Origin of the sequence: Staphylococcus shinii (assembly GCF_017583065.1) — a bacterium.
GTDB lineage: Bacteria > Bacillota > Bacilli > Staphylococcales > Staphylococcaceae > Staphylococcus > Staphylococcus shinii.
Genome location: NZ_JAGEVL010000001.1, coordinates 719,670 through 734,773, shown reverse-complemented (window position 1 = coordinate 734,773; position 15,104 = coordinate 719,670). Strand labels below are relative to the sequence as shown.

At 30.2% G+C, this 15,104-nt stretch carries 17 protein-coding genes and 1 pseudogene; 16 read left to right on the top strand and 2 right to left on the bottom strand.

Annotation, left to right across the window (positions count from 1 at the left end):
• Window positions 1-100: 100 nt before the first annotated feature.
• Window positions 101-739 (bottom strand): HD domain-containing protein, encoded by a 639-nt coding sequence (locus J5E45_RS03450; protein WP_208181586.1) that lies wholly within the window; start codon window positions 737-739, stop codon window positions 101-103.
• Between the two features lie 200 nt (window positions 740-939).
• Between J5E45_RS03450 and J5E45_RS03445 the strand changes: the two genes are divergently transcribed.
• From J5E45_RS03445 to J5E45_RS03395, 11 genes and pseudogenes are all read left to right on the top strand, one after another.
• Window positions 940-1,392, top strand: coding sequence for a MarR family winged helix-turn-helix transcriptional regulator (locus tag J5E45_RS03445; protein ID WP_208181584.1), 453 nt, complete (start codon window positions 940-942; stop codon window positions 1,390-1,392).
• Between the two features lie 17 nt (window positions 1,393-1,409).
• Window positions 1,410-1,916 (top strand): GNAT family N-acetyltransferase, encoded by a 507-nt coding sequence (locus J5E45_RS03440; RefSeq protein WP_208181623.1) that lies wholly within the window; start codon window positions 1,410-1,412, stop codon window positions 1,914-1,916.
• Window positions 1,917-1,931: 15 nt separating this feature from the next.
• Window positions 1,932-2,549: an FMN-binding negative transcriptional regulator gene (locus J5E45_RS03435; protein WP_208181583.1), complete on the top strand. Its 618-nt coding sequence runs from the start codon at window positions 1,932-1,934 to the stop codon at window positions 2,547-2,549.
• A 667-nt stretch (window positions 2,550-3,216) separates the two neighbouring features.
• Window positions 3,217-3,677 (top strand): annotated as a pseudogene (locus J5E45_RS03430) (ATP-binding cassette domain-containing protein); the annotation flags it as partial.
• Between the two features lie 640 nt (window positions 3,678-4,317).
• Window positions 4,318-6,201, top strand: coding sequence for a glycosyltransferase family 2 protein (locus tag J5E45_RS03425; protein WP_069792878.1), 1,884 nt, complete (start codon window positions 4,318-4,320; stop codon window positions 6,199-6,201).
• A gap of 485 nt (window positions 6,202-6,686) precedes the next feature.
• Complete coding sequence (locus J5E45_RS03420; protein ID WP_208181581.1) at window positions 6,687-6,821, top strand: beta-class phenol-soluble modulin; 135 nt, start codon at window positions 6,687-6,689, stop codon at window positions 6,819-6,821.
• A 47-nt stretch (window positions 6,822-6,868) separates the two neighbouring features.
• Window positions 6,869-7,003, top strand: coding sequence for a beta-class phenol-soluble modulin (locus J5E45_RS03415; RefSeq protein ID WP_039066868.1), 135 nt, complete (start codon window positions 6,869-6,871; stop codon window positions 7,001-7,003).
• 43 nt (window positions 7,004-7,046) lie between these two features.
• Window positions 7,047-7,181, top strand: a complete 135-nt coding sequence (locus tag J5E45_RS03410; RefSeq protein ID WP_208181580.1) for a beta-class phenol-soluble modulin — start codon at window positions 7,047-7,049, stop codon at window positions 7,179-7,181.
• 47 nt (window positions 7,182-7,228) lie between these two features.
• On the top strand, window positions 7,229-7,363 hold the full coding sequence (locus tag J5E45_RS03405; protein WP_039066868.1) for a beta-class phenol-soluble modulin: 135 nt from the start codon (window positions 7,229-7,231) through the stop codon (window positions 7,361-7,363).
• Between the two features lie 43 nt (window positions 7,364-7,406).
• Window positions 7,407-7,541 carry a beta-class phenol-soluble modulin gene (locus tag J5E45_RS03400; RefSeq protein ID WP_037556984.1) on the top strand — a complete coding sequence of 45 codons (135 nt, stop codon included), beginning with the start codon at window positions 7,407-7,409 and terminating at the stop codon, window positions 7,539-7,541.
• Window positions 7,542-7,656: 115 nt separating this feature from the next.
• Window positions 7,657-8,343: a YjjG family noncanonical pyrimidine nucleotidase gene (locus J5E45_RS03395; RefSeq protein WP_039066866.1), complete on the top strand. Its 687-nt coding sequence runs from the start codon at window positions 7,657-7,659 to the stop codon at window positions 8,341-8,343.
• Between the two features lie 123 nt (window positions 8,344-8,466).
• On the opposite strand, the gene J5E45_RS03390 is transcribed toward J5E45_RS03395, so the two are convergent.
• A complete protein-coding gene (locus J5E45_RS03390; RefSeq protein ID WP_039066865.1) occupies window positions 8,467-8,913 on the bottom strand; it encodes an N-acetyltransferase in 447 nt (148 codons plus the stop codon).
• Window positions 8,914-9,183: 270 nt separating this feature from the next.
• Between J5E45_RS03390 and bshC the strand changes: the two genes are divergently transcribed.
• From bshC to J5E45_RS03365, 5 genes are all read left to right on the top strand, one after another.
• Entirely contained in the window at window positions 9,184-10,797 is a 1,614-nt protein-coding gene (gene bshC, locus J5E45_RS03385; RefSeq protein WP_208181579.1) for a bacillithiol biosynthesis cysteine-adding enzyme BshC, read from the top strand.
• 148 nt (window positions 10,798-10,945) lie between these two features.
• Window positions 10,946-11,377, top strand: a complete 432-nt coding sequence (gene mraZ, locus J5E45_RS03380; protein ID WP_039066862.1) for a division/cell wall cluster transcriptional repressor MraZ — start codon at window positions 10,946-10,948, stop codon at window positions 11,375-11,377.
• Between the two features lie 15 nt (window positions 11,378-11,392).
• Window positions 11,393-12,328: a 16S rRNA (cytosine(1402)-N(4))-methyltransferase RsmH gene (gene rsmH, locus J5E45_RS03375; protein WP_039066861.1), complete on the top strand. Its 936-nt coding sequence runs from the start codon at window positions 11,393-11,395 to the stop codon at window positions 12,326-12,328.
• Between the two features lie 14 nt (window positions 12,329-12,342).
• Window positions 12,343-12,735 carry a cell division protein FtsL gene (gene ftsL / locus J5E45_RS03370; RefSeq protein ID WP_017724210.1) on the top strand — a complete coding sequence of 131 codons (393 nt, stop codon included), beginning with the start codon at window positions 12,343-12,345 and terminating at the stop codon, window positions 12,733-12,735.
• Window positions 12,716-15,013 (top strand): penicillin-binding protein, encoded by a 2,298-nt coding sequence (locus J5E45_RS03365; protein ID WP_107549552.1) that lies wholly within the window; start codon window positions 12,716-12,718, stop codon window positions 15,011-15,013. Before ftsL ends, J5E45_RS03365 begins: the two co-directional genes overlap by 20 nt.
• Window positions 15,014-15,104: the final 91 nt, after the last annotated feature.

Below are 15,104 nucleotides of genomic sequence, written 5' to 3'. Positions count from 1 at the left end.
CTAAAATTTAAAATTTTTGTCTAGTTTTCTCTATATTATTTCAATAGAATTTGGCGTTTATTTTTAATTAGAGATATTTATCTCTTAGGCTCACATTAGTTTAACTATCCCACTTAGATCTTAAAATACAAGAACAAAAATTATTTTGTGGATATTCTGGTTCGAAATATTTTATAACATCTGATTTAATATTCCCAAAAGTAGTCTCTGGTTTATGTTTAAACCCGTTATAAAAAGATTCTATTACATCATGTTTAAAATTACCTCTAGGAAATTTATTAACTATTGCTTTTCTAATCTCATCAGAATATTGGTTCCAATTGTCTCCCATAACATCCATTCCTACACCATGATAAAGTAATGCAACATTATTCTCTTTATGTTCTGCGACACCTAAAGTTGTATGTAAAGCGATAGAATCCCAAGCTAATTGTAAATCTCCCTTCTCATAGTTATATGTGGATAAAAACTGTCTGACAGCGTTAGCTCCGTCCACTTCAAACCTTAAATCATCGCTACTATACTTTTCTGTTAATCCTAAATCATGAAACAAGGCTGTTATATATAACAGTTCTTTATCATAATTTAAATTATCTTGTACCCCCTTAACTTCTCCAAATAAAAAAACTCTATTAGAATGGTTCCATATTAATTCATTACCATATTCTCTAACAATGTCTTGAGCATCTTTTATTATTTTACTATCTGGAACTCTAACTTCATTAATATTTTTAAGCAAAATAGTTCCTCCTTTACTTTTCTATTAGAATTCCCTATCTTTATTTAAATTAATCACATTTTAAAATAATATATAGGGAAATATTATTTTAAATACTTTTTCTCATTCCACTTCCTTTTTCTATATTTTATAAGTGTAGTTGTGTTAGAATATCACTATATCATTTTTGTTGCAATTGCAATAAAAATAAAGGAGTAATAATGAAAGATATATTAAGAGATATAGGAATTATAGCAAGAGCTTTGGATTCAATAAGTAATATTGAGTTTAAAGACATCAATTTATCAAAAGGGCAATTTGTTTATTTAGTTAGAATTTGTGAGAACCCAGGTATTATTCAAGAACAATTAGTAGAAATGTTGAAAATTGATAGAGCAACAGCTTCAAGAGCTATTAAAAACATGGAAAATAATGGAATGATTACGAAAAAAAGTGAGGTGGAAAATAAAAAAAATAAATTATTATATGCTACTGAAAAAGGGCTAAAACTTTACTCTTTTATAATTAGAGAGAATGAACATTCTAATTCTGTCGCTTTAGAAGGATTAACAGAAACAGAAATTACAACTTTAGTAGAATTGCTAGACAAAGTTAAAAATAATATATCAGAAGATTGGCTTTATGTTAAAAAAGGCAATAAAAGAAACTATTAGAAAATGGGGGGATAGTGATGATTAGAATTTGTAAAGTGAGTGATACAGAATACTTGAAACAAATTGGGAAAAAAACATTTGGCGAAACCTTTAGGTCTCAAAACAAAAAAGAAAATATTGAAGAATACTTAAAAACAGCTTTTACTTCGGAAAGAATGGCAGAAGAGTTAAAAAATCCAAATTCATATTTTTATTTCATTTATTTTAAAAATGAATTAGCCGGTTATTTGAAGCTAAATCTAAGTAATGCACAAACTGAAGAAATTGAAGGTAACAATATAGAAATTGAACGAATTTATATATTGAGGAAATTTCAAAAAAATGGATTAGGGAAAGAATTATATAAACAAGCATTAAAACTAGCGAAAGATTTAGAGTGTGAGAATATATGGTTAGGGGTTTGGGAAAAAAATGAAAATGCGATTCAATTTTATAAAAAACTAGGTTTCTATAAAATAGGTGAACATGTATTTTTTATGGGAGATGAGAAACAAATTGATTTCATTATGTTAAAAGAATTATAAAAGGGGAGATAATCTATGTACATACCAAATTATTATCAAATTAATGATTATCAGGAAATTAAAAGCTTTATTGAGAAAAATAATTTTGCCGTTATAGTATCGACTGATAATGGATGTCCTATAGCTACACATATTCCTGTTATGGTTACAGAGAAGGACAATGATTTATATATTTCTGGTCATTTTGCAAAAGGAAATAAGCAATGGGGAACTATAGACGACAACGATAACATATTAGTGATATTTCAAGGAGAACATAGTTACATATCGTCAACATGGTATCATCAAGAAGATGTTCCGACTTGGAATTATCAAAGTGTTCATATCTACGGTAAGGGTAAGACTTTAAATGAAGATGAATTAGCAGCAGATCTAGAACAATTATTGGATAAATATGAAAAATATCGTGAAAATGGTGCTACGTGGGATAATATGTCAGATAAAACAAAAAAACAGATTAAAGGTATTGTAGGTTTTAAAATTAAAGCAACTAAAATTTTAGCTGCCTATAAACTAAGTCAAAAACGTAGTGAAAGTGAAAAAAATAATATTATTAATGAGTTAAGTAATTCTAACGAATTGTCAGATAAAAAATTAGCAGACGAAATGAAAAGAGTCATTCGAAATGATTGAAGCAAAAAATAGCTAAATACTTTGATGATAAAAGGATATAGCTTTTATTAACCTGAAAACAATTACAAAATACCATAATTTAACCACTTAATGATTGTAATAGCTATCTAAATTATATAAAGAAATAAATTTCATTGACTGATTATGAAATGTTGATGGTTATTTTGACAATCATTGGTTTAGTATTATTTAGTAAAAGTGACTATAAAAATAACCACCTCTATCTTTGACGAGGAAGATGATTATTTTTTATCTTATATTCAATTGAGTCAGCGTCTTTTTAACGGTCTCAGTTGGGCAATACATTTATGGTGTATTGTCCTTTTTCTATTTATAAATTAACACAATCTAATTAATTCTATTAGTCGGCACATTGTGTCGTCTTTTTATTATGTGGAGCGAAAGGTCAATGTGTAGTGTAAGTAAAATTGAAGTATTAATAGCTAATGTAAAAAAAGTGGTTATTAGTACATTATTATAAAATTATTATTTAACGTAATTATTCGTTATAAATTATATTGATATTGATTATCAATAGGGGGTAATATAATGATGAATCGAAAAATATAAATGTGATGTAATTGTCGATATCACAATTAAAAATCAGAAAATTATTGTTACTTATAGTAAAGTTGTCTTGTTAAAGTAGGGCTTCATGGTCATTTAAGATGTGAATACACAATTATTTACGGAAAACTTAGAACAAGAATTGCAACTACTAAATATTCAAGTAGCTGAAGCACAAGTCGACAATATGTTAGAAATTATGAATTTACTGGCTAAAAAATATGAAAATCCATTATCACTTTTAGGAGGAGAAAAGCAAAGAATAGCAATTGCTAGAGCTATTTTGAAAAATGCATCTATTATTATTTTAGATGAAGCAACTGCAAGTATTGACCCAGAAAATGAACATCTCAAACAGCAAGCTATTGATGAATTAAGTAAAGGTAAAACAGTAAGCACTATCGCACATAAGATAGGAACGATTAAAAATGCTAATGAGATTATCGTGCTTAATGAAGGTAAATAATTCAAATTGGTAATCATCATACATTACTTCAAACATCAGGAATGTATAAAGATTTTATAACTATAAAAAATCAATCAGAAGCTTGGCGATTATGATAGATGTTTAATCGAGTAGGTATTTTAGGTGGTAACGGTGTATTAGGTAGTAAATTGACAATTATGAAAAAGACAGTATAGGTATATGTTGTCATAATTTAGATAAGTTGAAATATAATCTGTTTAATTATACAAAAAATATATTAAAGGAAGATTTGCGAATACATTGAGGGAAGTTCATTGAAAAATTGAAAATATATTTCTTAACGTGCCTTACCAAATTTCAGGATTAAAAAAAGAATGTTAAATTATTGTAAAAAGCATTGAACAATTTTGTTGTGCGTAATAAAATTGTGTTATGAAGTACTCCATTACTTCATTCTTTTTGAGCCACCTTCTCCCTTGGAAGGTGGTTGTTTTTTTGTCTAATTTTTATGATGTTTGTTTAAAAATAATTAGAAAAGTGAAAACAAGATTAATATACAATCTTTAATTTTTAATTTGTCTCATATAGGTTATTTGTGTTGTAAGTAATTAAATTATGTTATCTTATTAGAGCGCTTCATTTAAAAAAATAATTAAGGGTTTGTATAAAACATATCTCCATATTGAATAGTTCAAAAACGAATGAAAGTACATATTTTGATAATAAGTATAAGCAGTTTTATTACAAAAAGCGACTTAAAAGGAGATTATTGGATTGGAAAAATTACTATCTATCATAGTGCCTGTATACAATAAATCGTATTTTCTAGAAACGTGTATAGAATCTATCAATAAACTAAATATCAATAAAGACAAAATAGAAGCAATTTTTGTTGATGATTGTTCAAGTGATAATTCATTAGAAATTGTTGAAGCATTTGCTACTAAATATAATTTTATTAAAATAATACAATTAGAAGAAAATACAGGCAGTCCATCTGAACCTAGAAATGTAGGTATAAAAAAATCTGTAGGTAAATACCTTACTTTCTTAGATGCAGATGACTGGTTAGATGCGGAAGGGCTGCCGATATTACTAAATCAAGCAATAGATCACCATTCTGATATAGCTTTTGGTCAAAGTGTTAAACATACAGAAAAAGCTATAAAGAAAATTGGAAGATTTAGTTCTTATAAAAATGCTAATAATTTGGTTCCATATGAAATAGAAAAAATATTTAGAGCAGTTGGTCCACCAGGCAAAATCATTAAGCGTAATATCATTACAGAAAATGGTATTTATTTTAAACATATGAAATACGGCGAAGATAAATTGTTCTTTATAGAAGTAATATCTAAAAGTAAAACAGGATCAATGAATCCTACACCAACGTATCATGTGAACCGTTATACTTATAATCAATCATTAGTTGGTCAAACGGATATAATTGAAAAAACTAATTTAAATTTAACAGTTTTAGATGAAGTTTTGAAACTTGAACTTCCAAGTGAAGCAGAACATCAAGCAATTAGTCGAATTGTGGAACTTGATTATATGTCACGATTATTTAAAAATAATAGATTTTTAAAAGCTAAAAATAAACCAGTGTTTTATGAAGTGTTTGATAAAATGGTGAGAATGTTAGAATCATATGGTAAAAATATTGAAGATTATTTATTAACAGATACATTTAAAAACATCTACCAATTTTTGAAAAACAAAGAGTATCAAAATCTAATAGAATTTATAACTATGCTGCAACAAGGTGGCAAAGCAAATAAATTTGTTAAAAATAATCGAGTACATTTCTTAATGCCCGAAACTTTACGTAATGTTTTACCAATTAAAGAGACAGTGTTTGCTGTATATGAAGGTTCACATTTAATCGAAGGAACTTTTAAAGATGTGATTCGTGTATATAAAGATGATCAAACCATTATTGATAAAGTGATACTTAATGAAATTAATAACGAAATAAATGACGTGATTCTCGATTTTGAAATAAAAAATAACTATATTTATATCAACACTGAAGATTTGAACCAATGTGATTTCGCATTCAATATCTCCTTAATCTATGATGGGTATAAAGCAATTTACGTGAATATGAATTTACCTAATGCAAGTCAATTGGCAACTTTAAACAGACAAAGTTTTAAAACTGAGTTTGTATCAGCAAGCAAGTCTACAAATAGAGATAATGGTTTAGCAGAATATCTGACATATAAACCGCAATCGGTATCGCTTGTTAAAAAATCGAATTTATATGAAGATGTCGAATTCAAAAAAATTGCTGAAAAAGATTTAGAAATTGGAGAATTAGTAGACGTTTTAGATGTCGTGGAAACTACTAAAGGTACACCAAGGCTTATTACAACTGAAGGTTATTATTTAACTGCTAATAAAAAAAATGTGTATCCAGTTAATAAGGACAAGCAAGATAAATATATATATAGTAAACCTGATACTGTTGCTGTGTTGAAAAAATGTAAAGAGTATACAAATAGAAAATTTGAAGGTGAAGCAGTTAATATATTAAATTCAGGCGATAATTTAGAAATTCAAAAGATAGTTTTATCACCTAAGGGCACACCAAGACTCAAAACAAATCACGGTACCTTTATTACGGCTAATCGTGAATTTGTAACAGAAATATAAATTTGCGAAGGTATTTGAACTATAATAATTTATATTTTAGAAATGAAATTAAGCTATGAAGATATCCATATAGATGTCTTTATAGTTTTTTTTTTACTTATATAAAGTAGAAGAGTATAAATTTAAATATTCTTTTCCTATAACCAGCATTGTTTACAGAAAAACATACTATGGGTATTAGTAGTGATTATTAAATTATCTAATAAATTTAACAATTTTCAAATATATTATTAATGCAGGATTTACATAATTGTGATTGATTTAATTGTGTGTAATACACTTAAGCATTCAAAACTGTTTAGCAAAATAAAAAAATGAACAGATGAAGCATATTTAAAGTTAAGTAAGGAAAAATGGACAATTTAATTATGTATTATCTTATAGTAAATGTAAGGAACGATAGCTAAACAAAATAATTGTTTAAAAGCATCGTTTTCAACATAAAAACAGTCATAATAATCAAAATTTAACGAGGAGTGTTTACAATGGAAGGTTTATTCGAAGTAATTAAAAACACAGTTCAAGCAGGTGTCGCAGGAGACGGTGCTAAATTAGGGACAAGCATTGTAAGTATCGTAGAAAATGGCGTAGGTTTAGCATCAAAATTATTCGGATTCTAGATTTTAATTTAATATAAATCAATGAACTAAATAAAGGAGATATTTAAATGACTAAATTAGCAGAAGCAATTGCAAACACAGTAGCAGCGGCAAAATCAGGTAATGGTTCAGATTTAGGTTCAAGCATTGTAGATATCGTATCAAGTGGTGCAGGTTTAGTAGGAAAATTATTCGGACTATAAGTCTTTTATAAATAAAAAATACAAATTAAAGGGGTAATTAATTATGGCAGGATTATTTGACGCAATCAAAGAAACAGTACAAGCAGGTATCGCAGGAGACGGCGCTAAATTAGGGACAAGCATTGTAAGTATCGTAGAAAATGGCGTAGGTTTAGCATCAAAATTATTCGGATTCTAGATTTTAATTTAATATAAATCAATGAACTAAATAAAGGAGATATTTAAATGACTAAATTAGCAGAAGCAATTGCAAACACAGTAGCAGCGGCAAAATCAGGTAATGGTTCAGATTTAGGTTCAAGCATTGTAGATATCGTATCAAGTGGTGCAGGTTTAGTAGGAAAATTATTCGGACTATAAGTCTTTTATAAATAAAAAATACAAATTAAAGGGGTAATTAATTATGGCAGGACTATTTGACGCAATCAAAGAAACAGTACAAGCAGGTATCGCAGGAGACGGCGCTAAATTAGGAACAAGCATTGTAAGCATCGTAGAAAACGGCGTAGGCTTAGTTTCAAAATTATTTGGATTCTAGTCTTTCAATTTTTATACAATGGTCAAGGTGATAACCTTGGCCATTTTTTTATGTGTAAAATATGTGTATACTGAGATGGTTAATGATTATTAATAATGAGCGGAGGGATATTAAAATGACGATTAAAAGTTTACTGATAGATTTTGATGATACATTAGTGGATTTTCATGATGCTGAAGCTTATGCTTTTAATAAATTGGCAAAAAATTATAATTTAAAAACAACTCAAGCCGATTTAGAAGTATTTATGAAAGTTAACCAAGCTCACTGGGATGCGTTCCAAAAAAATGAACTTACCAAAGATGAAGTGTTAAGCAAAAGATTTGAAGCGTACTTTAAATTACATAATTTAATAGTAAATGGTGTTGAAGCAGATTATATATTTAGAGATGAGTTAGCTAATGCGCCGATTAAACATTTTACAAATACAATAGAAACACTTGATAGATTAAAAGATAATTATGACTTGTATATAGTGACTAATGGCGTTTTAGAAACACAAGAACGTCGAATTGAGAAAACTAATATCGGTCATTGGTTCAAGGATGTATTTGTATCAGAACAAACAGGTTTTCAAAAACCAATGCCAGAGTTTTTTGATTATGTATTTGATAAAATTGGAGAAGAAAAGCGTGGAGAATCATTGATTATTGGTGATTCAATGACTTCAGATATATTAGGAGGCAAAAATGCTAAAATAGCAACTTGTTGGTTTAACCCAAGAAATAAAGTAAATGAGACAACGATAATACCAGATTATACAATTACAGCATTAGATGAAATAGTAACTTATATTCAATAAAAAAGGCGGGGCAGAAATCATATATTTAAAAATTGATTTCATAGACCCGCTTTTATATTATTCTGAGCTTATAATAAGTTAACAATCGATATTTTTATAAATACTTATTCATATAAATAAGTATTATTGACTTGGCGACCACACTAAAACATCGTGGCCTTCTTTGTTTGCTTCTTCTAAATCAGTGAAGCCATGTTTGATGAAAAATTGTTTTGATTGATTACGTGCTATTACTTTAATTGGTAATCCTTGATCCTTTGCGAAATCTAATAATGCTTTACCATAACCTCTATTTTGGAAATCACGTAAGACCTCTAATTTCCACAACACATTATAATCGTCGAAATTAGGGAAGTGTTTTTCTTCTACGTCACCTTTACGATAAAGTGCCATCCTTGCACCTAATCGATCGCCGACATAAACGCCATAAAATGGTGAGTCTGAACTTGCATCAATCATTTCACCACGTAGCTCATCGACTAAATATAAATCTTCATTTCCAAAGTTTCTAAAATCTTCGAATAGTTCGTCAGTTCTGTAATTAATATCAAGACGCTTTACACTACTCATCGCATCTTCCCCCTTTGTATTATTAAGTATTATTATACCTTATTTTATGACTTTTTTCACAAAAATGACTGTTAGAAACTTTATTTTGTTAATTTGTTATCGTTTTTGCAACGATGTAAACATAAAAATTTTGAACTATAGAAATATTATGTCCAAGCGTATTGTATGGTTTGCATTTTGAAAATTTGAAATTTGTAAGCCGTATAATTGTCAATATTGGATATAAACTTTATACTGATTAGGAATAGAGTAACATAAGGAGAATTACGCATGGATTGTATGACGACAAAACTCAACGAAAAAGATCAATTTATATCAAAACTAAAAAAGAGTGATTCAACGCTAGGACAGTTTTATAATTTAGATGCTATGGAAGATAAAAGCTATTATGAACGTTTAACATCTTCTAATAATGGTAGAGAAGTTGAATTAGCTAATATTATAAAAGAATATATGAGCGATTTATCTTTAACTGAGCAACAAGAAAATAATATAGCGTTATTAAGTGATGGGGCGAAGGTAATTATTGGAGGCCAACAAGCTGGCTTGTTCGGCGGTCCATTATATACTTTCCATAAAATATTTTCTATTATTACATTAAGTGAGAAATTATCGAATGAATATGAGAAAAATGTAATCCCTGTATTTTGGATTGCTGGTGAAGATCATGATTTTGATGAAGTTAACCATACTTATGCCTATAATACACAATATGCTAAATTACAAAAAATAAAATATCATACAATGACACCTCCTGAAACTAGTGTCTCAAGGTATTATCCTGATAAAGAACAATTAAAAGAAACTTTAGGACAGTTTTTCAAACAAATGAACGAAACAATTCATTCCAAACCATTATTAAAAATGTGTAATGATATCATTGAAGCAAATGATAGTTGGACAGATATGTTTAAAGCATTGTTGCATGAAGTATTTAAGTCTTATGGCTTATTAATTATAGATGCAAATGATGCTCATTTAAGGGATTTAGAACAACCATTTATTAAACAAATTATTGAACATCATAGTGAAGTGGATGAAGCGTTTAGAAATACACAAAAGCAGACTATAGCAAATGGCTTAGAACAAATGATTCAAACAGACACGAATGTCCATTTGTTTATGCATGATAATAATATGAGGCAATTATTAACTTTTAAAGATAACAAGTTTTATTTGAATAAATCAGATAAGTATTTTTCAAAAGATGAGTTATTAAAAATAGTAGATTCTGAACCGCAGCTCTTTTCAAATAACGTTGTGACACGACCAGTTATGGAAGAATGGTTGTTTAACACAGTTGCTTTTGTCGGTGGTCCGAGTGAAATTAAATATTGGACTGAATTAAATGATGTATTTAAAACTTTGGATGTAACGATGCCGATTGTATTACCACGTTTACGTATTAGCTATTTATATGAAAGAACTGAAAAACTACTTAAACAATACCAATTGGATGAAAATTCAATTATTGAAAAAGGTGTTGAAGACTACAAAAAGCAGTTCGTACGTGCACAAGCTTCACAAGAGTTTATAGATCAAATAGAGCATTTAAAAGTACAACAAACTCAGTTATATCAAAGATTGCAAGCTGAAGTAGATGGGAACAATGATAATAAACAGTTATTGGACAAAAATAATGAAATACACCAAAAGCAATATGATTATTTAATTAAAAGGTATTTATTAAATATAGAACGTGAAAATGAAATTAGTATTAAACATTTTAAAGAATTAAATGAAGTCCTCCATCCGATGGGAGGTTTACAAGAAAGAATCTGGAATCCGCTACAAATTATGAATGATTTTGGGATAGATGTGTTCAGTCCCTCCACCTATCCACCACTTTCTTACACTTTCGATCATATTATTGTTAAACCTTAGAGCGCCAAGGTTTCGCCCGATTCATCAAAATGATGGATCGGGCATTTTTTTATGTAAAACGATAAATTTTGGTGAAAATTGTATAATTAGTGGAGGATAGTGGTGAGATGTGGTAAATTATATATATGAGAAGGTGAGGTGATTATAAATGTTCATGGGAGAATACGAACATCAGTTGGATACAAAAGGACGCATGATTGTTCCATCAAAATTTCGTTATGACTTAAATGAGCGTTTTATAATCACTCGTGGCCTTGATAAATGTTTATTTGGTTATACTTTGGAAGAATGGCAAGTTATTGAAGAAAAAATGAAAACCTTACCAATGACTAAAAAAGATGCACGTAAATTTATGCGTATGTTCTTTTCAGGTGCTGTTGAAGTAGAACTTGATAAACAGGGGCGTATTAATATTCCGCAAAACTTACGCCAATACGCAAACTTAAGTAAGGAATGCACAGTAATAGGTGTCTCGAATAGAATTGAAATTTGGGATAGACAAACTTGGAACAGCTTCTACGATGAATCTGAAGATAGTTTTGAAGATATTGCTGAAGACTTAATTGATTTTGATTTCTAATATGGAGGCGTTATTTTGTTTCATCATGTCAGCGTAATGCTTAAAGAGACCATTGATTATTTGAATATAAAAGAAGATGGCGTGTATGTCGACTGTACATTAGGTGGAGCAGGTCATGCACTATATTTAATAAATCAACTTGGTGACAAAGGAAGACTGATAGCAATAGATCAAGATACTACAGCTATTGAAAATGCAAAAGAAGTTTTAAAGGATCATTTGCATAAAGTTACCTTTGTCCATAACAACTTTAGAAAATTAACTGAAATTTTAAATGATTTGAATATTGAAAAAGTAGATGGTATTTATTACGACTTAGGGGTTTCTAGCCCACAGTTAGATATACCAGAGCGTGGATTTAGTTACCATCACGATGCGAAGTTAGATATGCGTATGGATCAATCCCAATCATTATCAGCCTATGAAGTCGTTAATGATTGGGAGTTTGAAAAATTAGTGAAAATTTTCCATCGTTATGGTGAAGAGAAATTTGCTAAACAAATTGCCCGACGTATTGAGCAAAATAGAGAACAACAGCCAATCGAAACGACATTAGAACTTGTTGATGTCATTAAAGAAGGAATACCTGCCAAAGCGAGACGTAAAGGCGGGCACCCAGCAAAAAGGATTTTCCAAGCAATTAGAATAGCGGTAAATGATGAATTGTCATCATTTGAAGACTCATTAGAACAAGCGATAGATTTAATAAAAGTTGATGGTAGAATTTCAGTCATAACGTTCCATTCTTTGGAAGACCGTTTATGCAAGCAAATGTTTCAAGAGTACGAAAAGGGGCCAGATGTACCAAGGGGATTACCAGTTATACCCGAAGCATACACACCTAAATTGAAACGCGTTAATCGTAAACCTATTACCGCTACTGATGAAGATCTAGAAACTAATAATAGAGCGCGTAGTGCGAAGTTACGTGTTGCAGAAATATTAAAATAAGGAGTGAATGTTGAGTGGCAGTAGAAAAGATATATCAACCTTATAATGAACCGGAAACACAAATTCCTGAGTCGCAACCCTCGACCCAGCCCAAAACCGTAAAACGCAAAGTTGTAGTTAAACTTACAAAATTTGAGAAAATGTTATACATAGGACTTATAACAGTAATTGCATTGATAAGTATTTATATGCTATCTTTAAAAATGGATGCGTATGATACTCGAGGAAAAATTGCAGATTTAGATACAAAAATCGAAAAACAATCAAGTGAAAATAGCGCAATAGAATCTGAAATTAAAAAGAACTCTTCATATGAACGCATTTACGATAAGGCCAAAAACGAAGGAATGAGCCTTAAGAACGACAATGTAAAGGTAGTGCGTAATAATGGCGAAGCGAAAAATTAGATTAAAAAAACCCAAGTTTCTTATTAAACAAAGTAAAATAGGGGCAGTCCTACTCATTCTTGGATTCGGACTGCTCTTTTTTACGTTGGTTTTAAGATATTCATATATAATGCTAACTGGACATTCTTCAGGTGAAGATTTAATTATGAAGGCAAACGAGAAATATTTAGTTAATAGCCAGCAACAACCTGAACGCGGAAAAATTTATGACCGTAATGGGAAGATTTTGGCAGAAGACGTCGAACGGTATAAAGTCGTGGCTATTGTTGATAAAAAAGCAAGTGAAGGTAGCGATAAACCTAAACACGTTACAGATAAGAAAGAAACTGCTAAGAAGTTAGCGACAGTCATTGATATGTCTGCTAAAGAAATTGAAGAAAAATTAGATAATAAAAAAGCGTTCCAAGTTGAATTTGGACAAAAAGGAACTGATTTAACATATCAAGAAAAAGAAAAAATTGAAAAAATGAAGTTACCTGGTGTAACGCTTTATCCAGAAACTGAACGTTTTTATCCTAATGGAAACTTTGCATCACATTTAATTGGAATGGCTCAAAAAGATCCGGATAGTGGCGACTTGAAAGGCGCTATGGGCGTTGAGAAAATATTTGATAGTTATTTATCTGGGCAAAAAGGAGCATTATCTTACATCCATGATATATGGGGTTATATTGCACCTAATACTAAGAAGGAAAAAACACCTAAACGTGGGGATGATGTACATTTAACATTGGACTCTAATATCCAAGTATTTGTTGAAGAGGCATTAGATGGCATGGTGGAACACTATAAACCGAAAGATTTATTCGCTGTTGTAATGGACGCACATACCGGTGAAATACTCGCGTTTAGTCAGCGTCCAACTTTTAATCCAGAAACAGGAAAAGATTTCGGTAAAAAGTGGGCAAATGATTTATACCAAAACACATATGAGCCTGGTTCAACCTTTAAATCATATGGCTTAGCAGCTGCTATACAAGAAGGGAAATTTGAACCAGATAAAAAATATACAGCCGAACCTAGAGAAGTCATGGGATCAAAAATTTCTGACTGGAACAAGGTGGGTTGGGGAGAAATCCCAATGTCACTAGGATTCACATATTCGTCTAATACATTAATGATGCACCTGCAAGATTTAGTTGGCGCAGATAAAATGAAAGACTGGTATGAGAAATTTGGTTTCGGTCAATCTACAAACGGTATGTTTGACGGGGAAGCTACTGGTGGAATCGCTTGGGATAATGAAGCACAACAGAAAACATCTGCGTTTGGTCAGTCTACTACAGTAACACCAGTACAAATGCTTAAAGCGCAATCTGCTTTCGTTAATGACGGTAACATGATTAAGCCTTGGTATGTTGATAATATAACGAACCCCGTCAGCAAAGATACTTTTTATAAAGGTAAGAAAGAATATGATGGTAAACCTATAACGAAAGATACAGCTAAAAAAGTGCGTACTGAGTTAGATAAAGTTGTAAATAGTGAAGATAGCCATGCTAAGAACTATCAAATCGATGGTTATGATGTTGCAGGTAAAACAGGTACAGCACAAGTTGCAGACCCAGATAATGGTGGTTATGTTGAAGGTGAAAATCCGTATTTTGTTAGTTTTATCGGTGATGCACCAAAAGATGACCCTGAAGTAATTGTTTATGCTGGTATGAGTTTAGCAGAGAAAAATGATCAAGAAGCTTATGAGATGGGTGTAAGTAAAGCATTTAAACCTATTATGGAAAATACGCTAAAATATCTGAATGTTGGAGATAAGAATACTAAAGACAACTCAGATGTGAAATATAGTGAAGTACCTAATGTTGAAGGACAAGAAACGCAAAAAGCGCAAGATAAAATAAATAGTAAGTCTCTAAAACCTATAGTAATTGGCGATGGAGAGAAAATTACTAAGCAATCTGTGAGCGCTAATAAAGAAGTATTGCCTAACAGTAAAGTATTATTATTGACAGATAGTGATATTACAATGCCTGATATGACAGGTTGGTCGAAAGAAGAAGTTGTGGCATTTGAGTTACTTACAAAAACTAAAGTAACAACAAAAGGTAGTGGATTTGTATCGAATCAATCTGTTACTAAAGGACAAAAAATAAGCAGCAAAGATAAAATTGAAGTAACGTTATCTTCAGAAGATATTAATGGCCAAACTTCAAAAGACGAATCTAGTTCGGACAAAGACTCAGATAAAAACAAAGATTCAAAAGACAAAGATGACAACAAAGACTCAGATGAAAATAAAGATTCAAAAGATAATGAATCGTAGTTTGAGCTAAGTGGATTTTCTTAATGGAGATATTTCATTAAAATCTAAGACTTAATATGTAATCAACTTTGAGGTTTAAATAAAAGTAGCT

Excerpts from the sequence above, each read along its gene's own strand:
- J5E45_RS03435 (WP_208181583.1), top strand. The coding sequence starts at position 1,932 with ATGTACATACCAAATTATTATCAAATTAATGATTATCAGGAAATTAAA.
- J5E45_RS03445 (WP_208181584.1), top strand. The coding sequence starts at position 940 with ATGAAAGATATATTAAGAGATATAGGAATTATAGCAAGAGCTTTGGAT.
- J5E45_RS03410 (WP_208181580.1), top strand. The coding sequence starts at position 7,047 with ATGGCAGGATTATTTGACGCAATCAAAGAAACAGTACAAGCAGGTATC.
- J5E45_RS03395 (WP_039066866.1), top strand. The coding sequence starts at position 7,657 with ATGACGATTAAAAGTTTACTGATAGATTTTGATGATACATTAGTGGAT.
- J5E45_RS03420 (WP_208181581.1), top strand. The coding sequence starts at position 6,687 with ATGGAAGGTTTATTCGAAGTAATTAAAAACACAGTTCAAGCAGGTGTC.
- J5E45_RS03365 (WP_107549552.1), top strand. The coding sequence starts at position 12,716 with ATGGCGAAGCGAAAAATTAGATTAAAAAAACCCAAGTTTCTTATTAAA.
- mraZ (WP_039066862.1), top strand. The coding sequence starts at position 10,946 with ATGTTCATGGGAGAATACGAACATCAGTTGGATACAAAAGGACGCATG.
- bshC (WP_208181579.1), top strand. The coding sequence starts at position 9,184 with ATGGATTGTATGACGACAAAACTCAACGAAAAAGATCAATTTATATCA.
- J5E45_RS03415 (WP_039066868.1), top strand. The coding sequence starts at position 6,869 with ATGACTAAATTAGCAGAAGCAATTGCAAACACAGTAGCAGCGGCAAAA.
- J5E45_RS03405 (WP_039066868.1), top strand. The coding sequence starts at position 7,229 with ATGACTAAATTAGCAGAAGCAATTGCAAACACAGTAGCAGCGGCAAAA.
- J5E45_RS03440 (WP_208181623.1), top strand. The coding sequence starts at position 1,410 with ATGATTAGAATTTGTAAAGTGAGTGATACAGAATACTTGAAACAAATT.
- J5E45_RS03400 (WP_037556984.1), top strand. The coding sequence starts at position 7,407 with ATGGCAGGACTATTTGACGCAATCAAAGAAACAGTACAAGCAGGTATC.
- J5E45_RS03390 (WP_039066865.1), bottom strand. The coding sequence starts at position 8,913 with ATGAGTAGTGTAAAGCGTCTTGATATTAATTACAGAACTGACGAACTA.